This is a genomic window from Mesorhizobium sp. B1-1-6, assembly GCF_006443035.1.
Taxonomy (GTDB): domain Bacteria; phylum Pseudomonadota; class Alphaproteobacteria; order Rhizobiales; family Rhizobiaceae; genus Mesorhizobium.
This window is the reverse complement of the sequence record NZ_VFWR01000009.1, coordinates 88,451-105,054: the sequence shown is the minus strand read 5'-3', so window position 1 is coordinate 105,054 and position 16,604 is coordinate 88,451. Positions and strand designations below refer to the sequence as shown.

Annotated in this window: 17 protein-coding genes and 1 tRNA gene; 7 read left to right on the top strand and 11 right to left on the bottom strand. The window is 62.5% G+C overall.

Features of this window, described 5'->3' with window-relative positions; translation table 11 throughout:
* Positions 1-92: 92 nt before the first annotated feature.
* The gene (locus tag FJ979_RS19010; RefSeq protein ID WP_140514299.1) at positions 93-827 is read left to right on the top strand and encodes a TetR/AcrR family transcriptional regulator; all 735 of its coding nucleotides are present in this window, start codon (positions 93-95) and stop codon (positions 825-827) included.
* Between the two features lie 17 nt (positions 828-844).
* Here the strand turns inward: FJ979_RS19010 and yihA are convergent, their stop codons facing one another.
* The 5 genes from yihA to rpmH form a co-directional block, all read right to left on the bottom strand.
* Positions 845-1,504, bottom strand: a complete 660-nt coding sequence (gene yihA, locus FJ979_RS19005; RefSeq protein WP_140491494.1) for a ribosome biogenesis GTP-binding protein YihA/YsxC — start codon at positions 1,502-1,504, stop codon at positions 845-847.
* Complete coding sequence (locus FJ979_RS19000) at positions 1,501-2,139, bottom strand: CatB-related O-acetyltransferase (RefSeq protein WP_140582794.1); 639 nt, start codon at positions 2,137-2,139, stop codon at positions 1,501-1,503. The genes yihA and FJ979_RS19000 overlap by 4 nt, the downstream gene beginning before the upstream one ends.
* Before the next feature lie 248 nt (positions 2,140-2,387).
* Positions 2,388-4,208: a membrane protein insertase YidC gene (yidC, locus tag FJ979_RS18995; RefSeq protein ID WP_140582791.1), complete on the bottom strand. Its 1,821-nt coding sequence runs from the start codon at positions 4,206-4,208 to the stop codon at positions 2,388-2,390.
* Positions 4,209-4,222: 14 nt separating this feature from the next.
* Complete coding sequence (gene rnpA, locus FJ979_RS18990) at positions 4,223-4,576, bottom strand: ribonuclease P protein component (RefSeq protein ID WP_140491500.1); 354 nt, start codon at positions 4,574-4,576, stop codon at positions 4,223-4,225.
* A 14-nt stretch (positions 4,577-4,590) separates the two neighbouring features.
* Positions 4,591-4,725 (bottom strand): 50S ribosomal protein L34, encoded by a 135-nt coding sequence (gene rpmH, locus FJ979_RS18985; protein WP_008833937.1) that lies wholly within the window; start codon positions 4,723-4,725, stop codon positions 4,591-4,593.
* A 301-nt stretch (positions 4,726-5,026) separates the two neighbouring features.
* Here rpmH and FJ979_RS18975 point away from each other — a divergent pair, with 301 nt between their 5' ends.
* Both FJ979_RS18975 and FJ979_RS18970 read left to right on the top strand, forming a co-directional pair.
* Positions 5,027-6,514 (top strand): HAMP domain-containing sensor histidine kinase, encoded by a 1,488-nt coding sequence (locus tag FJ979_RS18975; RefSeq protein ID WP_140551653.1) that lies wholly within the window; start codon positions 5,027-5,029, stop codon positions 6,512-6,514.
* 225 nt (positions 6,515-6,739) lie between these two features.
* Positions 6,740-6,816: transfer RNA gene (locus FJ979_RS18970), tRNA-Arg, on the top strand.
* A 270-nt stretch (positions 6,817-7,086) separates the two neighbouring features.
* Here FJ979_RS18970 and FJ979_RS18965 read toward each other — a convergent pair.
* Together FJ979_RS18965 and FJ979_RS18960 are read right to left on the bottom strand one after the other, a co-directional pair.
* Positions 7,087-8,670 (bottom strand): MDR family MFS transporter, encoded by a 1,584-nt coding sequence (locus FJ979_RS18965; protein ID WP_140583047.1) that lies wholly within the window; start codon positions 8,668-8,670, stop codon positions 7,087-7,089.
* A 131-nt stretch (positions 8,671-8,801) separates the two neighbouring features.
* Positions 8,802-9,956, bottom strand: a complete 1,155-nt coding sequence (locus FJ979_RS18960) for an HlyD family secretion protein (protein WP_140582789.1) — start codon at positions 9,954-9,956, stop codon at positions 8,802-8,804.
* A 121-nt stretch (positions 9,957-10,077) separates the two neighbouring features.
* Between FJ979_RS18960 and FJ979_RS18955 the strand changes: the two genes are divergently transcribed.
* The 4 genes from FJ979_RS18955 (at position 10,078) to FJ979_RS18935 (ending at position 12,253) form a co-directional block, all read left to right on the top strand.
* Positions 10,078-10,989, top strand: coding sequence for a LysR family transcriptional regulator (locus FJ979_RS18955; protein WP_140524242.1), 912 nt, complete (start codon positions 10,078-10,080; stop codon positions 10,987-10,989).
* A 290-nt stretch (positions 10,990-11,279) separates the two neighbouring features.
* Positions 11,280-11,519 (top strand): hypothetical protein, encoded by a 240-nt coding sequence (locus FJ979_RS18945; protein WP_140582786.1) that lies wholly within the window; start codon positions 11,280-11,282, stop codon positions 11,517-11,519.
* A 94-nt stretch (positions 11,520-11,613) separates the two neighbouring features.
* Positions 11,614-11,886: a DUF1127 domain-containing protein gene (locus FJ979_RS18940; protein WP_224684808.1), complete on the top strand. Its 273-nt coding sequence runs from the start codon at positions 11,614-11,616 to the stop codon at positions 11,884-11,886.
* A gap of 73 nt (positions 11,887-11,959) precedes the next feature.
* A complete protein-coding gene (locus FJ979_RS18935) occupies positions 11,960-12,253 on the top strand; it encodes a muconolactone Delta-isomerase family protein (protein WP_140514283.1) in 294 nt (97 codons plus the stop codon).
* 97 nt (positions 12,254-12,350) lie between these two features.
* On the opposite strand, the gene FJ979_RS18930 is transcribed toward FJ979_RS18935, so the two are convergent.
* The 4 genes from FJ979_RS18930 to FJ979_RS18915 form a co-directional block, all read right to left on the bottom strand.
* Positions 12,351-12,968, bottom strand: a complete 618-nt coding sequence (locus FJ979_RS18930) for a hypothetical protein (protein WP_224684807.1) — start codon at positions 12,966-12,968, stop codon at positions 12,351-12,353.
* Positions 12,969-13,106: 138 nt separating this feature from the next.
* Positions 13,107-13,481 carry an avidin/streptavidin family protein gene (locus tag FJ979_RS18925; RefSeq protein ID WP_140514279.1) on the bottom strand — a complete coding sequence of 125 codons (375 nt, stop codon included), beginning with the start codon at positions 13,479-13,481 and terminating at the stop codon, positions 13,107-13,109.
* Between the two features lie 154 nt (positions 13,482-13,635).
* Positions 13,636-15,549 (bottom strand): DUF4396 domain-containing protein, encoded by a 1,914-nt coding sequence (locus FJ979_RS18920; RefSeq protein ID WP_140559080.1) that lies wholly within the window; start codon positions 15,547-15,549, stop codon positions 13,636-13,638.
* A 237-nt stretch (positions 15,550-15,786) separates the two neighbouring features.
* Complete coding sequence (locus tag FJ979_RS18915) at positions 15,787-16,368, bottom strand: DUF308 domain-containing protein (RefSeq protein ID WP_140582783.1); 582 nt, start codon at positions 16,366-16,368, stop codon at positions 15,787-15,789.
* Positions 16,369-16,604 lie beyond the last annotated feature (236 nt).

Below are 16,604 nucleotides of genomic sequence, written 5' to 3'. Positions count from 1 at the left end.
TTCGATCCGGCCGTTGACATAGCGCCTAAAGAGGACCATATCAAGAGGCAATCGAACCGCTTGGTTCGAATTATTTTCGAGGTGTGACTTTAATGGCCGACACAACGCCCGACGTCGAAAACGACAATTGCGGCGACCTGCTGGACGGCTTGCGCCGCGGCCGCCCGGCAGCCGGACAGGATCCGGTCAAGCGCAGCCAGATCATCGATGGCGCCCGCCGGGTCTTTATCGACAAGGGCTTTGAGGCGGCCTCGATGAACGACATCACGCGGGAAGCCGGCGTTTCGAAAGGCACCATCTATGTCTACTTCGCCAACAAGGAAGAGCTGTTCGAGGCGCTGATCGAGGAAGAGCGCGGCACGATCTTCAAGAACATGTATGACGTGCTCGACCGTGCCGACGACCTGCGCGAGACGCTGGTGAAATTCGGCAAGGTCCTGTCCATGAAGATCACCTCGGCCAAGGTCATCCAGGCCCAGCGCACGGTGATCGGCGCCTCCGACAGGATACCCGACATGGGCGCGCGGTTTTACGAACGCGGCCCCAAACGCGGCCACGACAAGGTCGTGACCTTCCTCAATGCCGCCATCGACCGTGGCCTGCTCAAGATCGACGATGTCGACCTTGCCGCCTATCAGTTCACAGAACTCTGCCTGGCCGGTCTTTTCCGGCAGTGCATCTTCGCCTATCGCGCCAAGGCTCCGAACCAGGACGAAATCGACCATATCGTCAGGTCGGGCGTCGACATGTTCCTGAAGGCCTATGGCACCGAAATGCTTGCCGCGGAGGAAAGCCACAAGATGATCGCCCTGGAGGCGAAGGCTTAACCCGGCTTTTTGTGCCGCTAGCCGCCATTGGCCGCGAGCACGATCGCGGCGCGCAGTTCCTCCAGGCCCTCGGCCTTTTCCGATGACGTCGCCAGCACGAAAGGAAACGCCGCCGGTCGCTTCTTGATCTTGGCAAGCGTCTCCTCAATCAGCCGCGGAACGCCGGCGGCCTTGATCTTGTCGGTCTTGGTCAGCACGACCTGGTACGAAACCGCCGCCTTGTCGAGCAGCGACAGCACCTCGTCGTCCTTGGCCTTGATGCCGTGGCGGGCGTCGATCAGCACATAAACCCGCTTCAGCGTGACACGGCCCTTGAGATAGTCGAAGACCAGCTTCGTCCAATCGTCGACCTTTTCCTTGGGCGCGGTGGCATAGCCGTAGCCCGGCATGTCGACCAGCGCCATTGGCGGCAGGTCGGCGCCCTCCCCCGAAAATCCGTCCGGCACGAAATAATTGAGTTCCTGCGTGCGCCCCGGCGTGTTGGAGGTGCGCGCCAGGCCCTTCTGGTTGACCAGAGCGTTGATCAGCGACGACTTGCCGACGTTGGAGCGGCCGGCAAAGGCGATTTCCGGCGGCCCTTCCGGCGGCAGGAACTTCATGGCGGGCACGCCGCGGATGAAGATCCACCCGCGGGTAAACAGGTCCGTGCCGATCGTGGTGCTGTATTGAGCGTTCAAGCTGCTGTCTCCAGAAGAGAAATATCGGCGCCCCTGATGGCATCGAGGTTGCGGCTGATCTTGTCCACCGGCCAGTCCCACCAGGCCACCGCCAGCAGCCGCCGGACCGTCCTGTCGTCGAAACGCATCTTGACGACCTTGGCCGCGTTGCCGGCGACGATGGCATAGGGACGCACGTCGTGCGTGACCACGGACTTCGCCGCGACGATGGCGCCATGGCCGATTTGCACCCCCGGCAGGATCACTGCCTCCATGCCGATCCAGACATCGTTGCCGACCACCGTGTCGCCGCGCACCTCCTTCGACCATGTGGCGGGGTCGAAACCCTTTTCCCAGCCATGGCCGAAAATGTTGAACGGATAGGTCGAAAAACCGGACATGGCGTGGTTGGCGCCGTTCATGATGAAGCGGGCACCTTCGGCGATGGCGCAGAACTTACCGATGATCAGCCTGTCGCCGATGAAGGAATAGTGGTGCAGTACGCATTTCTCGGCGAATTTATCCGGCCCTTCCGGATCGTCATAATAGGTGAAGTCGCCGATCTCGATGTTGGGCGCGCTCACCAGTGCCTTGAGGAAGCCGACGCGCGTGTGCATCGGGATCGGGTGCTTGATGTCGGGATTGGGTCCGGTCATGGCGGTTCGTCCGGGAATTGGCTGGCGGACGCGTCCCGCGTCGGCGCACACCTCGTCAAAGTAGCGTAGTCCGCCGTATAGCACCAATCGCCCCGGGAGCGAGTCTTCGATGGTGGACAAGCGCATTTGCCGGATCGGACGGTGCCGCGCGTTTGCAGTTTCGCCCATCGCGGACGGACGTGGACCGATGCCGGCGCACAAGAAAAAACCCGGACGAGCCGGGTTTTTTGAATCGTGAGCCGGCGCCTCTATTCCGCTGGCGACGGTTTCTTGCGGAACAGCGCTAGCAGATTGTCCCACAGTTCGATCTTGGCGCCCTGGCGCTTCATGATCACGCCTTGCTGGAGGATCGACAGCGTGTTGTTCCAGGCCCAGTAGATGACCAGGCCTGCCGGGAACCCAGCCATCATGAAGGTGAAGATGACGGGCATCCAGGTGAAGATGGCTGCCTGCGTCGGATCCGGCGGCGTCGGGTTCATGCGCATCTGCAGGAACATGGTGACGCCCATGATCAGCGGCCAGACGCCGATCATCAGCATGTGGGGAAGCGTGATCGGGATCAGCCCGAACAGGTTGAAGATCGAGGTCGGATCGGGCGCGGCCAGATCCTGGATCCAGCCGAAGAACGGCGCATGGCGCATCTCGATGGTGATGTAGAGCACCTTGTAGAGCGAGAAGAAGACCGGGATCTGCAGCGCCACCGGCCAGCAGCCGGCGAGCGGATTGATCTTCTCGGTCTTGTACAGCTCCATCATCGCCTGCTGCTGCTTCATCTTGTCGTCCGCGTATTTCTCGCGGATCTCGAGCATCTTGGGCTGCACCTTCTTCATGTTCGCCATTGACGCGTAAGACTTGTTGGCGAGCGGGAAGAAGATGGCCTTGACGATGACGGTGGTGGCGAGGATCGCCAGGCCGAAATTGCCGAGGAATTTGTAGAGCGTGTCGATAAGCCAGAACATCGGCTTGGTGATGAAGTGGAACCAGCCCCAGTCGATCAGCAGGTCGAACCGCTTGATATGGCGGTCTTCGGCATAGGCATTGATCTTGGCGACTTCCTTGGCGCCGGCGAAGACCTCGGTCTCGACGGTTGCCGACTGGCCGGCCTCGACATTGATCGGGTCGGTGAGGAAGTCGGACTGGTAGCGGTGGCGGCCGTCCACGAAATAGCCGAAGCGCGGCTGAAACGGCTGCTTCTCGCTCGGAACCACCGTCACCGCCCAATATTTGTCGGTAATGCCAAGCCAGCCGTCCGTCGACTTGCCCGGCTTGACTTCCTTGTCCTTCTCGATGGACGCGTATTTGTGTTCCTGGAGGCCTTCCGCACCGGTGAAGCCGATCAGGCCTTCATGCAGCACGTAGGTGCTGGCGACTGCCGGCTTGTCGTAGCGCGTGACGCGGCCGTAATTCGACAGCGTAACCGGGGCCGAACCCGAATTGCGCACCTCGTCGGAAACGGTGAACATGTAGTCGCTGTCCACAGAGAAGGTGCGCTTGAAGGTCAGCCCCTTGTCACTGGTGTAAGTCAGCGTCACCGGCGTCGACGGGGTCAGCGTCGGATTGCCTTCGACGTTCCACACCGTATCCGCGCCCGGTACCGTACCCGTCTTGTCGTTGCCGACGAAGCCGATCTCGGCGAAGTAGCCGCTGGGCAACTCCGAAGGGTTGAGCAGTTCGATCTCGGGCGAATTCTTGTCGACGGTTTCGGTGTAGTGCTTGAGCTTGAGGTCGTCGAGACGGGCGCCGGTCAGGTTGATCGAGCCTTCGAGGCTCGGCGTATCGATCTTGACGCGCTTCGAAGCCGCCAGCGCCTGGTCGCGGCTGGCCGCGGTGACGGTGTCTCCGCCGGGCGCGTTGGGGATGGCACCGGGAGCGGTGCCGGCCGGTGCCGGCGTTGCCGCGCCCGGATTGGCTGTCTCTGCCGCCTTCTTCTGCTCTTCCACGCGCTGCTGCTCGACGCGCGCCGCCTCGCGCTGCTGTTCGACGCGCGGGTTCATGTAGAAGACCTGCCACAGGGTCAGGATCAGCACCGACAGCGCGATGGTGATGAAGAAGTTTCGGTTGTTTTCCATCGAGAGCCCTTGGCCTATCGTGTTCCGCGAAGTCGGCGGGAGAGTTCGACCTTCAACTGGCCGAACGGGGCGCGGAGCGCATCATCGCGCCCGACGATGACATAATCATTGCCGGGCATCATGTCATCGGCCGCATGGGTGCGCACGGCCTCTTTCAGCCGCCGCCTGACGCGGTTGCGCACGACCGCGTTGCCGACCTTCTTGGTGACGGTGTAGCCGACGCGCGGCGCGCCGCCGTCGCCGCGGTCGAGGACCTCGACGAGGAAAAACCGCCCGCGACGTTTTTCACCACGGCGGACGGCCAGGAATTCCGCGCGTTTCAGAAGCCGCTTGGGATTTTGTCCCACTGGCTTGCCGGTTGCGGGCAACGATCTTGTCTCGCTCAGGCGCTGAGCCGCTTGCGGCCGCGGTTGCGGCGAGCTGCGACGACGCCGCGACCACCCTTGGTGGCCATGCGGGCACGGAAACCGTGCCGGCGTTTGCGGACGAGTTTTGACGGTTGGTAGGTACGCTTCATTTGTTTTAATACCGCGGGGTGCGGCCCTTCTTGATTCTGTCACTCTGTAACAGGAGCTTTGCCGGGCCGGCTTTGGCGCGATCGAAACCGCGCCGGGACGAATGGCCCGAGCGTGAGCGGGCTTATAGAAAGAAGGGTTTTGGAAGTCAATCCGGTGCCGGGCCGGTGCCGGGCCGGTGTCGCCGGGCCCGGGATGCGCACTTTCGGCGGCAATTATATCTCTCCGACCAAGGGGGAAATTGGCAAAAAAGCCGCAATCGCCTAATCTGGGCTGATCAAGCGATTGTGAAGACAGGACCGCATGAGCGAAACCACGCACGCCGAGGAAGGGACAGGACCAGCGCCAGCCGCCGTCCGCAGCGTACCCTTGTCGCGCGGCCTGTCGACAAAACTGCTGCTGTTGACCATCGTTTTCGTGCTTTTGGCCGAGGTGCTCATCTTCCTGCCCTGGATCGCCAGCTACCGGCTGGCCTGGCTCAAGGAGCGGCTGAGTACCGCCGCGGCCGTATCGATCGTGCTGGTGCAGGGCGAACCGACCTCGCTGTCGCGCACGGCGCAGAACGACGTGCTTATGGCGATCGGCGCCAAGGCGATCGCGGTGCGCGACGGCGGCGTGTCGCGGCTGCTTGTGGTGGCCGATATGCCGCCGCAGGTCGACGAGCACATCGACCTCGCCAGCGTCGGCATGGTCAAGGGCATGACCGGCGCGCTCGACACGCTGTTTTTCGGCGGCAACCGGATGCTGCGCGTCTTCGGGCCGGTCGGCGACAGCGACAAGGAGTTCGAGCTGATCATGCCGGACTACAGCCTGCGCAAGGCGATGCTTATCTATTCGCGCAACGTCGCCTTCGTCTCGCTGCTGATCTCGCTGTTCACGGCCATGCTGGTCTATGCCGCGATCGACCTGATCATGATCGGACCGATCCGCAACATGACTCGCTCCATGCTGTCCTTCTCGCAGGCCCCCGACGACCCCAGCCGGATCATTCATCCCGCCGCTCGCGCCGATGAGATCGGGGTGGCCGAGCGCGAGCTGTCGCAGATGCAGGAGCGGTTACAGAAGATGCTGACCGAGCAGAAGCACCTGGCCGACCTCGGCCTCGCCGTGTCGAAGATCAACCACGACATGCGCAACATCCTGGCCTCGGCGCAGCTCATTTCGGACCGCCTGCGCCAGGTCAAGGATCCGACCGTGCAGGCCTTCGCGCCGAAGCTCCTGCGTGCGCTCGACCGTGCGGTCTCCTACTCGGAAGGCGTGCTTCATTACGGCCGTACGCAGGAGCCGCCGCCTTCGCGCCGGCGCGTGCGGCTGCGCCAGCTGGTCGAGGACGTGCACGGCCTGCTCGACATCGAGGAAGGCATCGAGTTCATCAACGCGGTCGAAAAGGCGTTCGAGGTGGACGCCGATTCCGACCAGTTGTTCCGCGTGCTCACCAATCTGTGCCGCAACGCCGTGCAGGCGATGGCAGCGGACACGGAGAGCGCCGTGGTGCGCCGGCTGGCGGTTTCGGCCGAGCGCATGGGCAGCGTCAGCCGCATCGTCGTGACCGACACCGGTCCCGGCCTGCCGCCGAAGGCGCGTGAGAACCTGTTCGCGGCGTTCCGCGGCTCTGCGCGCAGCGGCGGCACCGGGCTTGGCCTGGCGATCGCGCATGAACTGATCCGCGCGCATGGCGGCACGGTGGAGCTGGTCGAATCGATTGGCGGGCGCACCACCTTCGCCGTCACCATTCCCGACCAGCCGGTGCGGCTCGACCAGGCCCGCAACGGGCTGCGCCGCCCGGCCTGACAGGCTTGGACGCTGTTTCGCCCGCAAACCGGTCCGGCCCCCTTCGCCCTGAATGCCGCTTCGAACAACCCGATTTCCGGCCGGATCCAGCGGATGACGCATCGACGACAAAACTTTTGCCGGATCGGCTTGCTTTTCGCGAATTCAGTCGCTAGGGAACTGCACACATTCGCGGCCGGTCCTCGAGGATCGGATCGCGGGGTCATGGAAAGCATGACCTGATGCGCGCCCGTAGCTCAGCTGGATAGAGCACCAGACTACGAATCTGGGGGTCAGGAGTTCGAATCTCTTCGGGCGCGCCATTTAATCCTATTGAAATCAATAGACTTCCAGGCGTTTCCAGCGCGACGCCACTGGCTTGATTTTCGGAATTCAGCCGGTTTTGGCAAGACGGCGGCAGCCGGTGCCAAAATCGCACTATGGGCTAAAGTGCCCTACTTGGAACGGCACAGTCTCTGCCAAGCATTCGAAATTTGCTGAGTTTCCTGGCGGTGCACGTGACAGACTCACATTCCGGGGCCGCGCTGGCGTAGTTCGGGATTGAAATCATTGTAGTTCTTCTTTCCGATCTTTCAGTGCGCGCCACCCGCCTCGACATGGCCCGGGTTGCGCAACAGCAGCGTGGCGAAGAACGCGACGACAAGGGCTGCTCCGAGTAGATAGAACGCGTCGCTGAAAGCCATGATGAAAGCCTGCTTGCGCACCATCTGTCCGATGGCGATGACGGCCTTGTGCATCGCGGCTGCGCGATCGCCGGCGCCATGCGCCAGGAAGTACCGGGTCAGATGCTCGATGCGCGCGCGAGTGCTCTCTTCGAACAGCGACACCGACCGCACCAGCACGTTGGAGTGGAACTGCTCGCGCTTGGTCAGAAAAGTCTGCAGCATGGCGATGCCGACGGCGCCGCCGAGATTCCGGATCATGTTGAACAATGCGGAGGCAGAGCCGGCGTTCTCCTGTTCGATGCCGGCCGTAGCGACCGCAGCCAGGGGTACCATGACCAGGGCCTGACCGACGGCACGGACGACATTCGGCCAAAAGAACTGCTCCGACGCGTAGGTCGCCGTCATTTCGATGTTCATGAAATTGCTCGCCGCGAACAGCGCAAAGCCGAAGGCGACGATAATGCGCATGTCGAAACGCTTCATCAACTGCGGCACCAGCGGGATTAGCACCAGTTGCGGCAGGCCTGTCCAGGCCAGCACCATGCCGATCTGCTGGGCGTTGTAGCCCTGGATACGCGCGAGATAGACGGGCAGGATGAACACCGCCCCGTAGAGCGCAATTCCGAGCAGGAAGCTGGCCAGGATGGAGAAACCGAAATTCCAGCGGGCGAACAGTCTGAGGTTAAGCAAGGGCCTTTCGCTTCTCAACTCGATCCACAGGAAAAGCGAGAGGCTGACGAGGGCGATCAAGGACAGCCGCACGATGAACGGCGAGCCGAACCAATCGTCCTTGTTGCCCTCCTCGAGCACGGTCTGCAAGGTGCCGAGCCCGATCGCCATGGTGATGATCCCGGCCCAGTCGCCCTGGCGCAGCAGCGAAAGCTGCATCGGCGCCCTTTCGAGGGACATCCACAGCATGCCGACCATCAGCGCGCCGGGGACCAAGTTGACATAGAAGATGAACTGCCAGCCCCAGTTCTCGGTGAGATAGCCACCGATTGTCGGTCCGATGGCCGGTGCGAAGGTCGCCGACAGCGCGAACAGGGCGAATCCGATCGGCTGCTTCGCCTTGGGCAGGAGGGTTATGGTGATGGTGAAGGCGACCGGGATCAGCACGCCGCCGCAAAAGCCCTGCAAAGCACGCAGAACAATCATCTGCTGAAGGTTTTGCGCGAAGGCGCAGGCAACCGAGAAGGCGAGAAACAGGATTGCATTGGCCAGAAGATAAAGGCGGATGGAAAAGACCCGCGACAGCCAGCCAGTGAGAGGAATGACGACGATCTCGGCCACCAGGTAGGCGGTCGATATCCAGCCGCCGTCATCGATGCCCGCGCCGATGGCGCCCTGAATGTCGGCTAGCGATGCGTTGACGATCTGGATGTTGAGGACCGCCATGAAGGCGCCGAGCGTCGAGCCAATGACGGCGATCCAGGTCTTGAGCGGGGCGGAAGAGGCATCGGTCGGCGCCAGGCTCGATGCTTTGGCTGCCATCGGCGCAGGCGTGGGGTTGGCGGTGAAGATCGCGGGCACGGCTGAATTCCTTGTTTGACGAAGCGCGCGTGAGACACTGGCGTGGCGGCCACCATGCGAGGTCTCGGAGAACCTCGCGCAGCCGCTACGAGTTACCAGCCGGCGATGATTCGGCGGCCGCTGTCCGGTTCACCCCGTTCGGCCAGGATGGTTGCCTTCGTGTCGATCGTCGGTTCCGCCGACATGCCGGCGCGCAGCTTGCCGGCGAGCCTGCCGTCGTTGATCGCGATCTTCACCGGGATGCGCTGCACGATCTTGGTGAAATTGCCGGTGGCGTTATCCGGGGGCAGCAGCGCGAACTCGAGACCGCTGGCCGGCGACACACTGTCGACACGGCCCTTGAGTGCCACGCCGGGAAAGCCGTCGACGGCGATCTCGACCGGCTGTCCGCTCTGCACATGAGTGAGCTGTGTTTCCTTGAAATTGGCCACGACATAGACCGCATTCAGCGGCACCACCGCCATGAGCAGCGTGCCGGCCTGCACATACTGGCCGACGCGAAGCGAACGGGCCCCGACAGTGCCGTCGACGGGCGCTGTGATCGTGGTGTAGGAGAGATTGAGTTTCGCCTGACGCAGGGCGGCCTGGCTGCTGTCGCGCTCGGCCTCCGCCTTGCCGCGCTCAGTCGTGAGCACGTCGATTGCTTTGCGGGCAGCAACCAGTGCGGCGCGATCCCTCTGCAGTTGGGCTTCGTTTTCGCCAAGGGACGCCGCGGCCTGCTGGGCGCGTTGGCTGGTGCCGTAGCCGCTTTTCAGCAGGGTTTTATAGCGGTCACCCTCCTGCTGCGCGAATTTGAGCTTCGCCTCGGTTGCGGCGACGTTGGCCTTTTGCTGTTCGACCACCGAATGCTGCAGGCCGATCTGGGCGTCGAGGTTATGCAGCGTCGCTTCGGCTGCTTCGACATTGGCTTGCGCTTGGTCTAGCGCGGTCCTGAAATCGCGATCGTCGATGCGGGCCAGAACCTGGCCCGCCTTGACGTGAGTGTTGTCCTCGACCAGCACCTCGGCGATGTGGCCCGAGATCTTCGGCGCGACAGCCGTATAGTCGGCCTTGACATAGGCATCGTCGGTCGATTGCAGATACTGCCCGACCGTCCAATAGTCATAGCCGTAGAGCGCAGCCGCGGTCAGGCCGGCCACCAGACCCAACCCGATAACGGTGCGTTTGATCATCGTCTTGCGGGACCGCCGCGCGGGTTTTACCTCAACCGGGTATTCCAAGGTGGCGGGGTTGACGCTTACGGTCATCGTAATCTCCTCTCACGGTCGGGCCGAGTGGCCGATTGGTGCAAGGACGATGCAACGGCAATCTTGATGTGATAATCGAGAAAAGAACGGAAGGATCATCCATTAAGAGCGGATAATCGAAATGGACAGGCTCACGAGCTTGACGGTGTTTGGCCGCGTTGTGGAATGCGGAGGCTTTTCCGCGGCGGCCCGACGCCTCAACATGTCGACGACGATGGTCAGCAACCACGTCCAGGCGCTGGAGGAAAGGCTCGGCGTTCGGCTTCTCAATCGCACCACCCGCAAGGTGAGCCTGACCGAGATCGGCCAGGCTTACTATCAGCGTTCCTCGCAGATCCTCGCCGATCTGGAGGAGGCGGACCGCGTCGCGGGAGCACTTCAGGCGACGCCGCAAGGCACGCTTCGCCTTCATTCCAGCATGAGCGTCATCCGTTTTCTGGCGCCGATCGTTTCCGAATTCGTCAACCTTTATCCGGCTGTTTCGGTCGATCTCACCGTCGGCGAAAGAATGGTCGACATGGTGGAGGAGGGCTTCGACCTTGACGTGCGTTCGCTGCCGCTTCCCGATTCAAGCCTGATCGTCCGGCGGCTGACCTCATGGCGCAACATCGTCTGCGGTTCGCCCGGCTATTTCGAACGCCATGGAACACCGCGTCGGCCCGATGACCTCGCACGCCACAATTGCATGCGCCATGCGTCATATCCTTTCGGTAACGAGTGGCGTTTCGAGGACCCCGACGGCGAGCCCGTTTCCGTCCGCGTCGATGGCAACTTATTGACCAACAGCCAGGAGACGCTCAGACGCCTTGCTCTCGACGGCCGCGGTCTGTTCATACCGCCGCCCTTCCTCGTGGCCGACGACCTGAGCGCCGGGCGCCTTGTCCGGGTGCTGGAGGAATATTCAGGAGTCGAGTTCGCGATCAACGCGTTCTATCCGCATCGTCACCATGTCTCGGCCAAGGTCAGGACTTTCATCGATCTGTTGGCCGAGCGCTTTGCCGAACACCGCAGATGGATGGAATTGAAGTACTGAACAGCAGTCCACCGTCCGCGCCGGAAAGTCGGGCTGATACGCCGTCTATGGCCGGCCCACATGCCGGCAAGGGCCGGAGCGATTGCCAGCACCGACATGGCAAAACCCTCGATCCGGGAGGGCCAGCGCTGAGGCCGCGCGCCCGCTCATGATCCTATTATCCGCTCTTGGCGGATGATCCTTTCCAATATTCGAAGATTATCATGAGTGGGTCCAAGATGCATCTTCTTGGCGAACGGGCAAGGACCTGTTCTTGAACCAAGTCCAGAACTCAACCTTAGGAGATTTCCATGAAAAAGATCGCTCTTGCCGCCGCCGCGTTCCTGGCCATCACTGACGCCGCACTCGCCGAGAACCCGAAGGTCGGCGGCTCCGACATCAATGCGATTGCCCGGGAACAGCTCGACAGCACCCACACGTCCTCGATCGCGCATAGTGCAGTCTACGAACTGCTCAATGCGGGCTCCAATGCGGCCATCGCGCGGGATCAGGCGGTCGAGCGTCGCCGGGACCTTTTCGGCAACCGTTAGACACCGGCTCCGGCCGCCGAACCCCCAAAGCAGCGGGCTCATTCGCCGCCTTCGCCTCGGGGTTCGACCGGTCGCGAAAAAAAGGAGAAATGCGATGGACGCAGTCGTCAACGGCGCCGCCTTGGAGCGGGCCGAAACATGGAGTGCACCGCAGCGGCGTGGAGTCGAGGCTCTACAGATTCTGATGGCGCGCGTCGCGGCGGTCTTGGTCTGGGTCGAAGCCGGTATGGAAAGGCGCCGGAGCCGCCGCATGCTGATGGAACTCACGGACTCGCAATTGCAAGACATCGGTCTTTCTCGCGCCGACGTTGCCGGCCGAGACTGGAAAACCGATCCTTTCCGCCCTGTTCCAGCCGATGGTCGCTAAATAACCATGACAGGCATCAAGCACCCGGCGGGACAAACCGGAAAGCCTTACCTTCATCAACAGGAGAAAGAACATGCAGTTCATGGTCTTGACACGTCGGCGGACGGAAAGCTTCAACGACGCGGACTACACGCCCGAGAGACTGGAAGCCGAAGCCGAAGGCGTTCGCCGACTTTTCATGGCGAGCACCGTGCGACAAATCTGGAACCGCGGCGACATGGGCGGCGCTTGTCTTCTCATGGAGGCCGAAACGGAGGAAGAGGTTCGCTCGGTGCTCAATGCCCTTCCGCTGTTCAAAAGCGGCATGCAGGAAACGACCTCCATTGTTCCGCTACGGCCATATAGAGGCTTTGGGCCGCGGCAATAGAAGATGTCACAAGGCATGCATGGCATATGGGACCTCGGCCAAGCGATCCCTGGCTCCGCAGAGCTTCATTCCCCGCGCGTGCCTGGGAAAAGAACCGTCAGTCGTTGCTCGGCCGCCGCCCAAGCCCGCAGGTGGTAGCTGCGCAGCGCGAACACGCTTGCAGCGAAGGCGAGCATCCCGGCTGCCACACCGAGAGCCCGGCGCCGGCTGCCGCTGTGGCGGCTATGCCCGTAAAGACACCTGCAATGGCGCTGCTGATCACGCTCACCATTCCGGCCGTGGTCATGAAATACTGCAACGGCGATGGGCTGAGCCCCTTGTCCACGAGCACCGCCGAGCGATCGTCATGCGTGGAATGAACGAGGTAGCTTTGCATGGCGGGCGCGACTTCGACGTAGTAGTGCCGGATCCGCGCCATTCCACGGGCGTGCACCATGTCCTCGATGGCGACCTGCACGGCGCGGACGAAGGTGACCAGGCCGATGAAGAAAACGCAGGGCAGCAAGATCAGGCTGAACAGCACGAACGGCGTACCCATTTTCGTGACTTGCGCCACGAATGACAGCGCGATCGCCGCGCTTGAGACCGACGTGAGGAACAGATTGGCGCGCTGATTTGCCTCCTGAATGGTGGCCGCGCGGGCGGTCTGCAGCACAAAGTGCTCGGTTGTCATGCATTGCAGGACTACCCGCGCGTCGTTGCCTTCTTCCGCCATCCCATCCGTCCTCCGGTCGGCTCGACCACAGCGCCGCCGAAATCGCTCAGGATCGGCAGGCCGCCTTCAGTCGCGCATATGCGGGCCTGGCGGCCTTCCGTAGCCGCCGATGGAGCCACGCCGGCCCGAGAGGCTGGGTCATTCCACGCGCTCGAACACATCCAGGCTGGTCCCGAAGGCGCGCCATGCCCCAACTCTGACCATCCTGGCAGGCGCCCCTTCCGCCGATGCGGTAAGGGTCTGCCCTGCAACGGTATGCCAAAGCATCTCGAGCTTACTTTCCCGCAGAATACCGGTGTAGCTCACGGCCGCAGGCCCGGCCTTGCCCTGTCCCGCAGCCGTGAAGCCGATTACGTCGCCGCAAGCAGCGCCATGGATCGGAAGTTCCTGACCAAAGAAACTGCTGTCTTCCAACGCCGTCCTGAACGTGCCGCGGATGACGCCTTCCGCATCGTCCTCGATGATGACGGTCGAGCCGTATTGGTTTCGCCAAGTCCCGATCCAATCTGGCATGGTGCACTCCACGAGCGGTTCGGGATCAACGTGCAGGGCCCGCCCGTGTTCCGAGGCTGCCTGCGCCGCTCGGCGTCGAGGCCAACCTCTGGGCAGCCGTCGCCGGGCCGAGTGCGGCGCTGATGCCGCAACAGCGCCAATTCCGGCGCCCGCGTCAGCTGACGTCGATGACGACCATCAGCCCGCCGCCGCCCTTTTGCTCGACATTGTTGTTCGTCGTGTGGTGCGGAATGTGGCAGTGGATGAGCCATTTGCCGGGTCGCCGCGCCGTCCAGACGACATCATAGCGCTGGCCCGGACCGACATTGATGGTGTCGGCGAGGAAGCGGGCCGAAGGGGGAATGGTCTCGCCGTCGCGCGCGACGACCTCGAATGGTCCGCCATGAATGTGCATCGGATGGATGAAGCCGTTGTTGGTGCCGATGAAGCGAACCTTCAGGGTCTCGCCGACCTTCATGCGGATCGTCTCGGTGGAGGGATAGGCCTTGCCGTTGATGGTGAAGAAGTTCGGCATGCCGCCGTCCATCGGCATCGAGGGATAGGTCAGCCCCTCTCGCACCAGCCATTCCTGCAACTCGATGACGTAGTCATGGTCGGCGGCGACCTCATCGGCGGGGTTGGCGGGATCGATGATCAGGGCGCCATAGAGGCCGAGTGCCTGGGTGCGGTCGGGCTTGGCGTGCGGATGGTAGAAATAGGTGCCGTGCTGGGTGGCCGTGAATTCGTAAGAATAGGTCTGCCCCGGCTCGATCGGGGCCTGCGTGATCTCGGCCGGCCCGTCCATCTGGTTGGGCAGGATCAGGCCATGCCAGTGCACGGTCGTTTCCTCAGGCAGATCGTTTGTCACGTTGACCCTGATGCGGTCACCCTGCCGGATGTGGATGCGCGGGCCGGGAATCTGGCCGTTATAGGCATAGGCATCGACCGCGACGTCCGGCAGGATCTGCCAGCGGATCACCGAGGGCCTCAGCTCGAACACCTTCACGCCGTTCTCCATTCGGAACGGCAGATCCTGGTCGCCCTTGGTGGCGAGGTCGTATGAAGCGGTGACGAGGCGCGGATCGGCCGCCGCCATGTCGCGCATGGCGTCGGCCGGGGTGTCGCGGTCCATGATCATGCCCTGCGGCATGATCACCCCGCCGACGTCGCGGGCCGAAAGCCTGAGGTTCAGCCAGTTCGCCGGAGCGGCCATGCCAACACCAAGCGCAATCAGCGACACCACGCCGAGCGCGGCGATCTGCGGCGTGGTCGCGTCCGACCGCGTCTGATGGCCGCCCTTGCTTTTGTGGGAACCCGTGTCGTGGCCATGCTCGCGATGACCATGGCCACCGGCCTGCCGCATTTGCGTCTGCGCATGCTGCCTTCTGGCAGCGGGCTCCTGGTTGTCTTTCCCGGCCTCCGGCGGGCGCTCGGTCATCAGGCCGTGCTTCAACTCGCGCGCAACCAGCCAGACATTGGCGGGGTAGGCAAGCGCGAAACCGGCGATGACGCCGAGCGACATCACGCCCCAGAACAGCAGCTCGGTCGGCTCCATGGCGCGCATGTCGCGGCCCATCATCAGGAAGCTCATGACCGGCGCCATGCCGGCCATCATGAAGTTCATCGAAATGAACTCGGGCAGGAAGCTCTTGCGCACGTTTTCCCAATAGCTGCCGCCCATCATCGATTTCATGAACAGCGACTGGAAGATGAAAAGGCCGAACGCGAAGCCGGCGAGATATTCGACGATGAGATCGAGCCACATCGGCAGGCCGAGCGTGGCGGTGACGACCGCGGCAAGGATGATGCCCGTCGCATCGCCGGCGACACAGTGGATGGTCGAGCCGACGCCCTGCTTCCAGAGCGGACTGGTGAAGGCTTCATGCTCGCCCGGGCGCGGCTCCTTGTCGGCGAGCACGTAAAGCAGCAGCCCGAGCGGGCCCATATAGAGCGTCACCAGGATGAAGCCCCATTTCATCACCACCGGCTCAGGATTGTTGCGGTACTGGTCAACGCCGACATAGAGCGTCGAGGCCAGGGCGAGCACGAACCAGGCGACCAGAAAATAGTCGATCGGTTGGATAAGCATGGATTCGGCCTCTTGCGCCGTCAGATAAAACGGCAGGTTGTGCCCTCCTGCGGATGAACGCGGCCGTGGCCGATACGATCCCGTCTGTTCCTCTCATACGCCGACTGCTCGATCCCGCCGACTTCGAGCCGAGTTGTACTGACCTGACCGGCCCCGATGCGCTGCGGTTCATCTGCTGATCAGGACAACCGTCGATCGCCGGCCACGATCGGATACGCCGTAGGCCGACAATGTGGATCATGCCTGTACGGATGCCACTTTCCGGCGCCGCGAATGCGAGACGGTGAGCCAAAGGGCTGACACGAGGAAATAGAAGGCGCCGAAGCCTGCGATGTTGGCGATCGAGGGCGCTGCGGACATCTGCGCTTGCGCGATGAAGAATGCGCCGGCGACAGCCGATTGGCCTCCGCTCAAGATCATGGCCCATTGGCCTCCGGCGGTTTTCCAGCGCCGGATTGCGGTTCCAAGCTGCAGCAGACCGGAGAAGATTGCCCACACGCCGAAAACGCCGAGAACCCAATTCATGTTCATCGCCAGCGCCATGATGACTGCAAGGGCGACCACCGAACTGATTGCAACGTTGAACGCTTGCGTACGATTGACGGCAAGCCCGCCGTTGCGGGAAGCATCGACATAATTGGCGGCTGCATCCCAGGCAGGATAGGCAACAAGCAAGACAGCCGCGATGGACGCCGACTGCCGGCCGACCGTCAAAGCGGCCACGACCCAGACGACGGAAAAGGCCGCACGGGCGAGGTAATACAGCTTGAGCCACTTGTCCTGGTCATTTGAAACAACTTCACCGCGATCGCGTCTCATTGGATATCCTTCGGGTATGGTTCAATGTGTGTCTGGTGATCTCGGCCACCACAGGTGGCCGAGGCGCTTGTCAAAGAGGGCTGTTTCACCCTCGTAGCCTTCATTTATCCGCCAATTTCGCCCGAGAGCCGGCGCCGAGGTTCAGGCCACAGCCGTCGGCGAATGCGCCGCTTCCGGTGCATGGGAAATGCTGCCGGCGTTTCGGACGAGCGGTAGGCCTTCACTGTCGCGTTCGT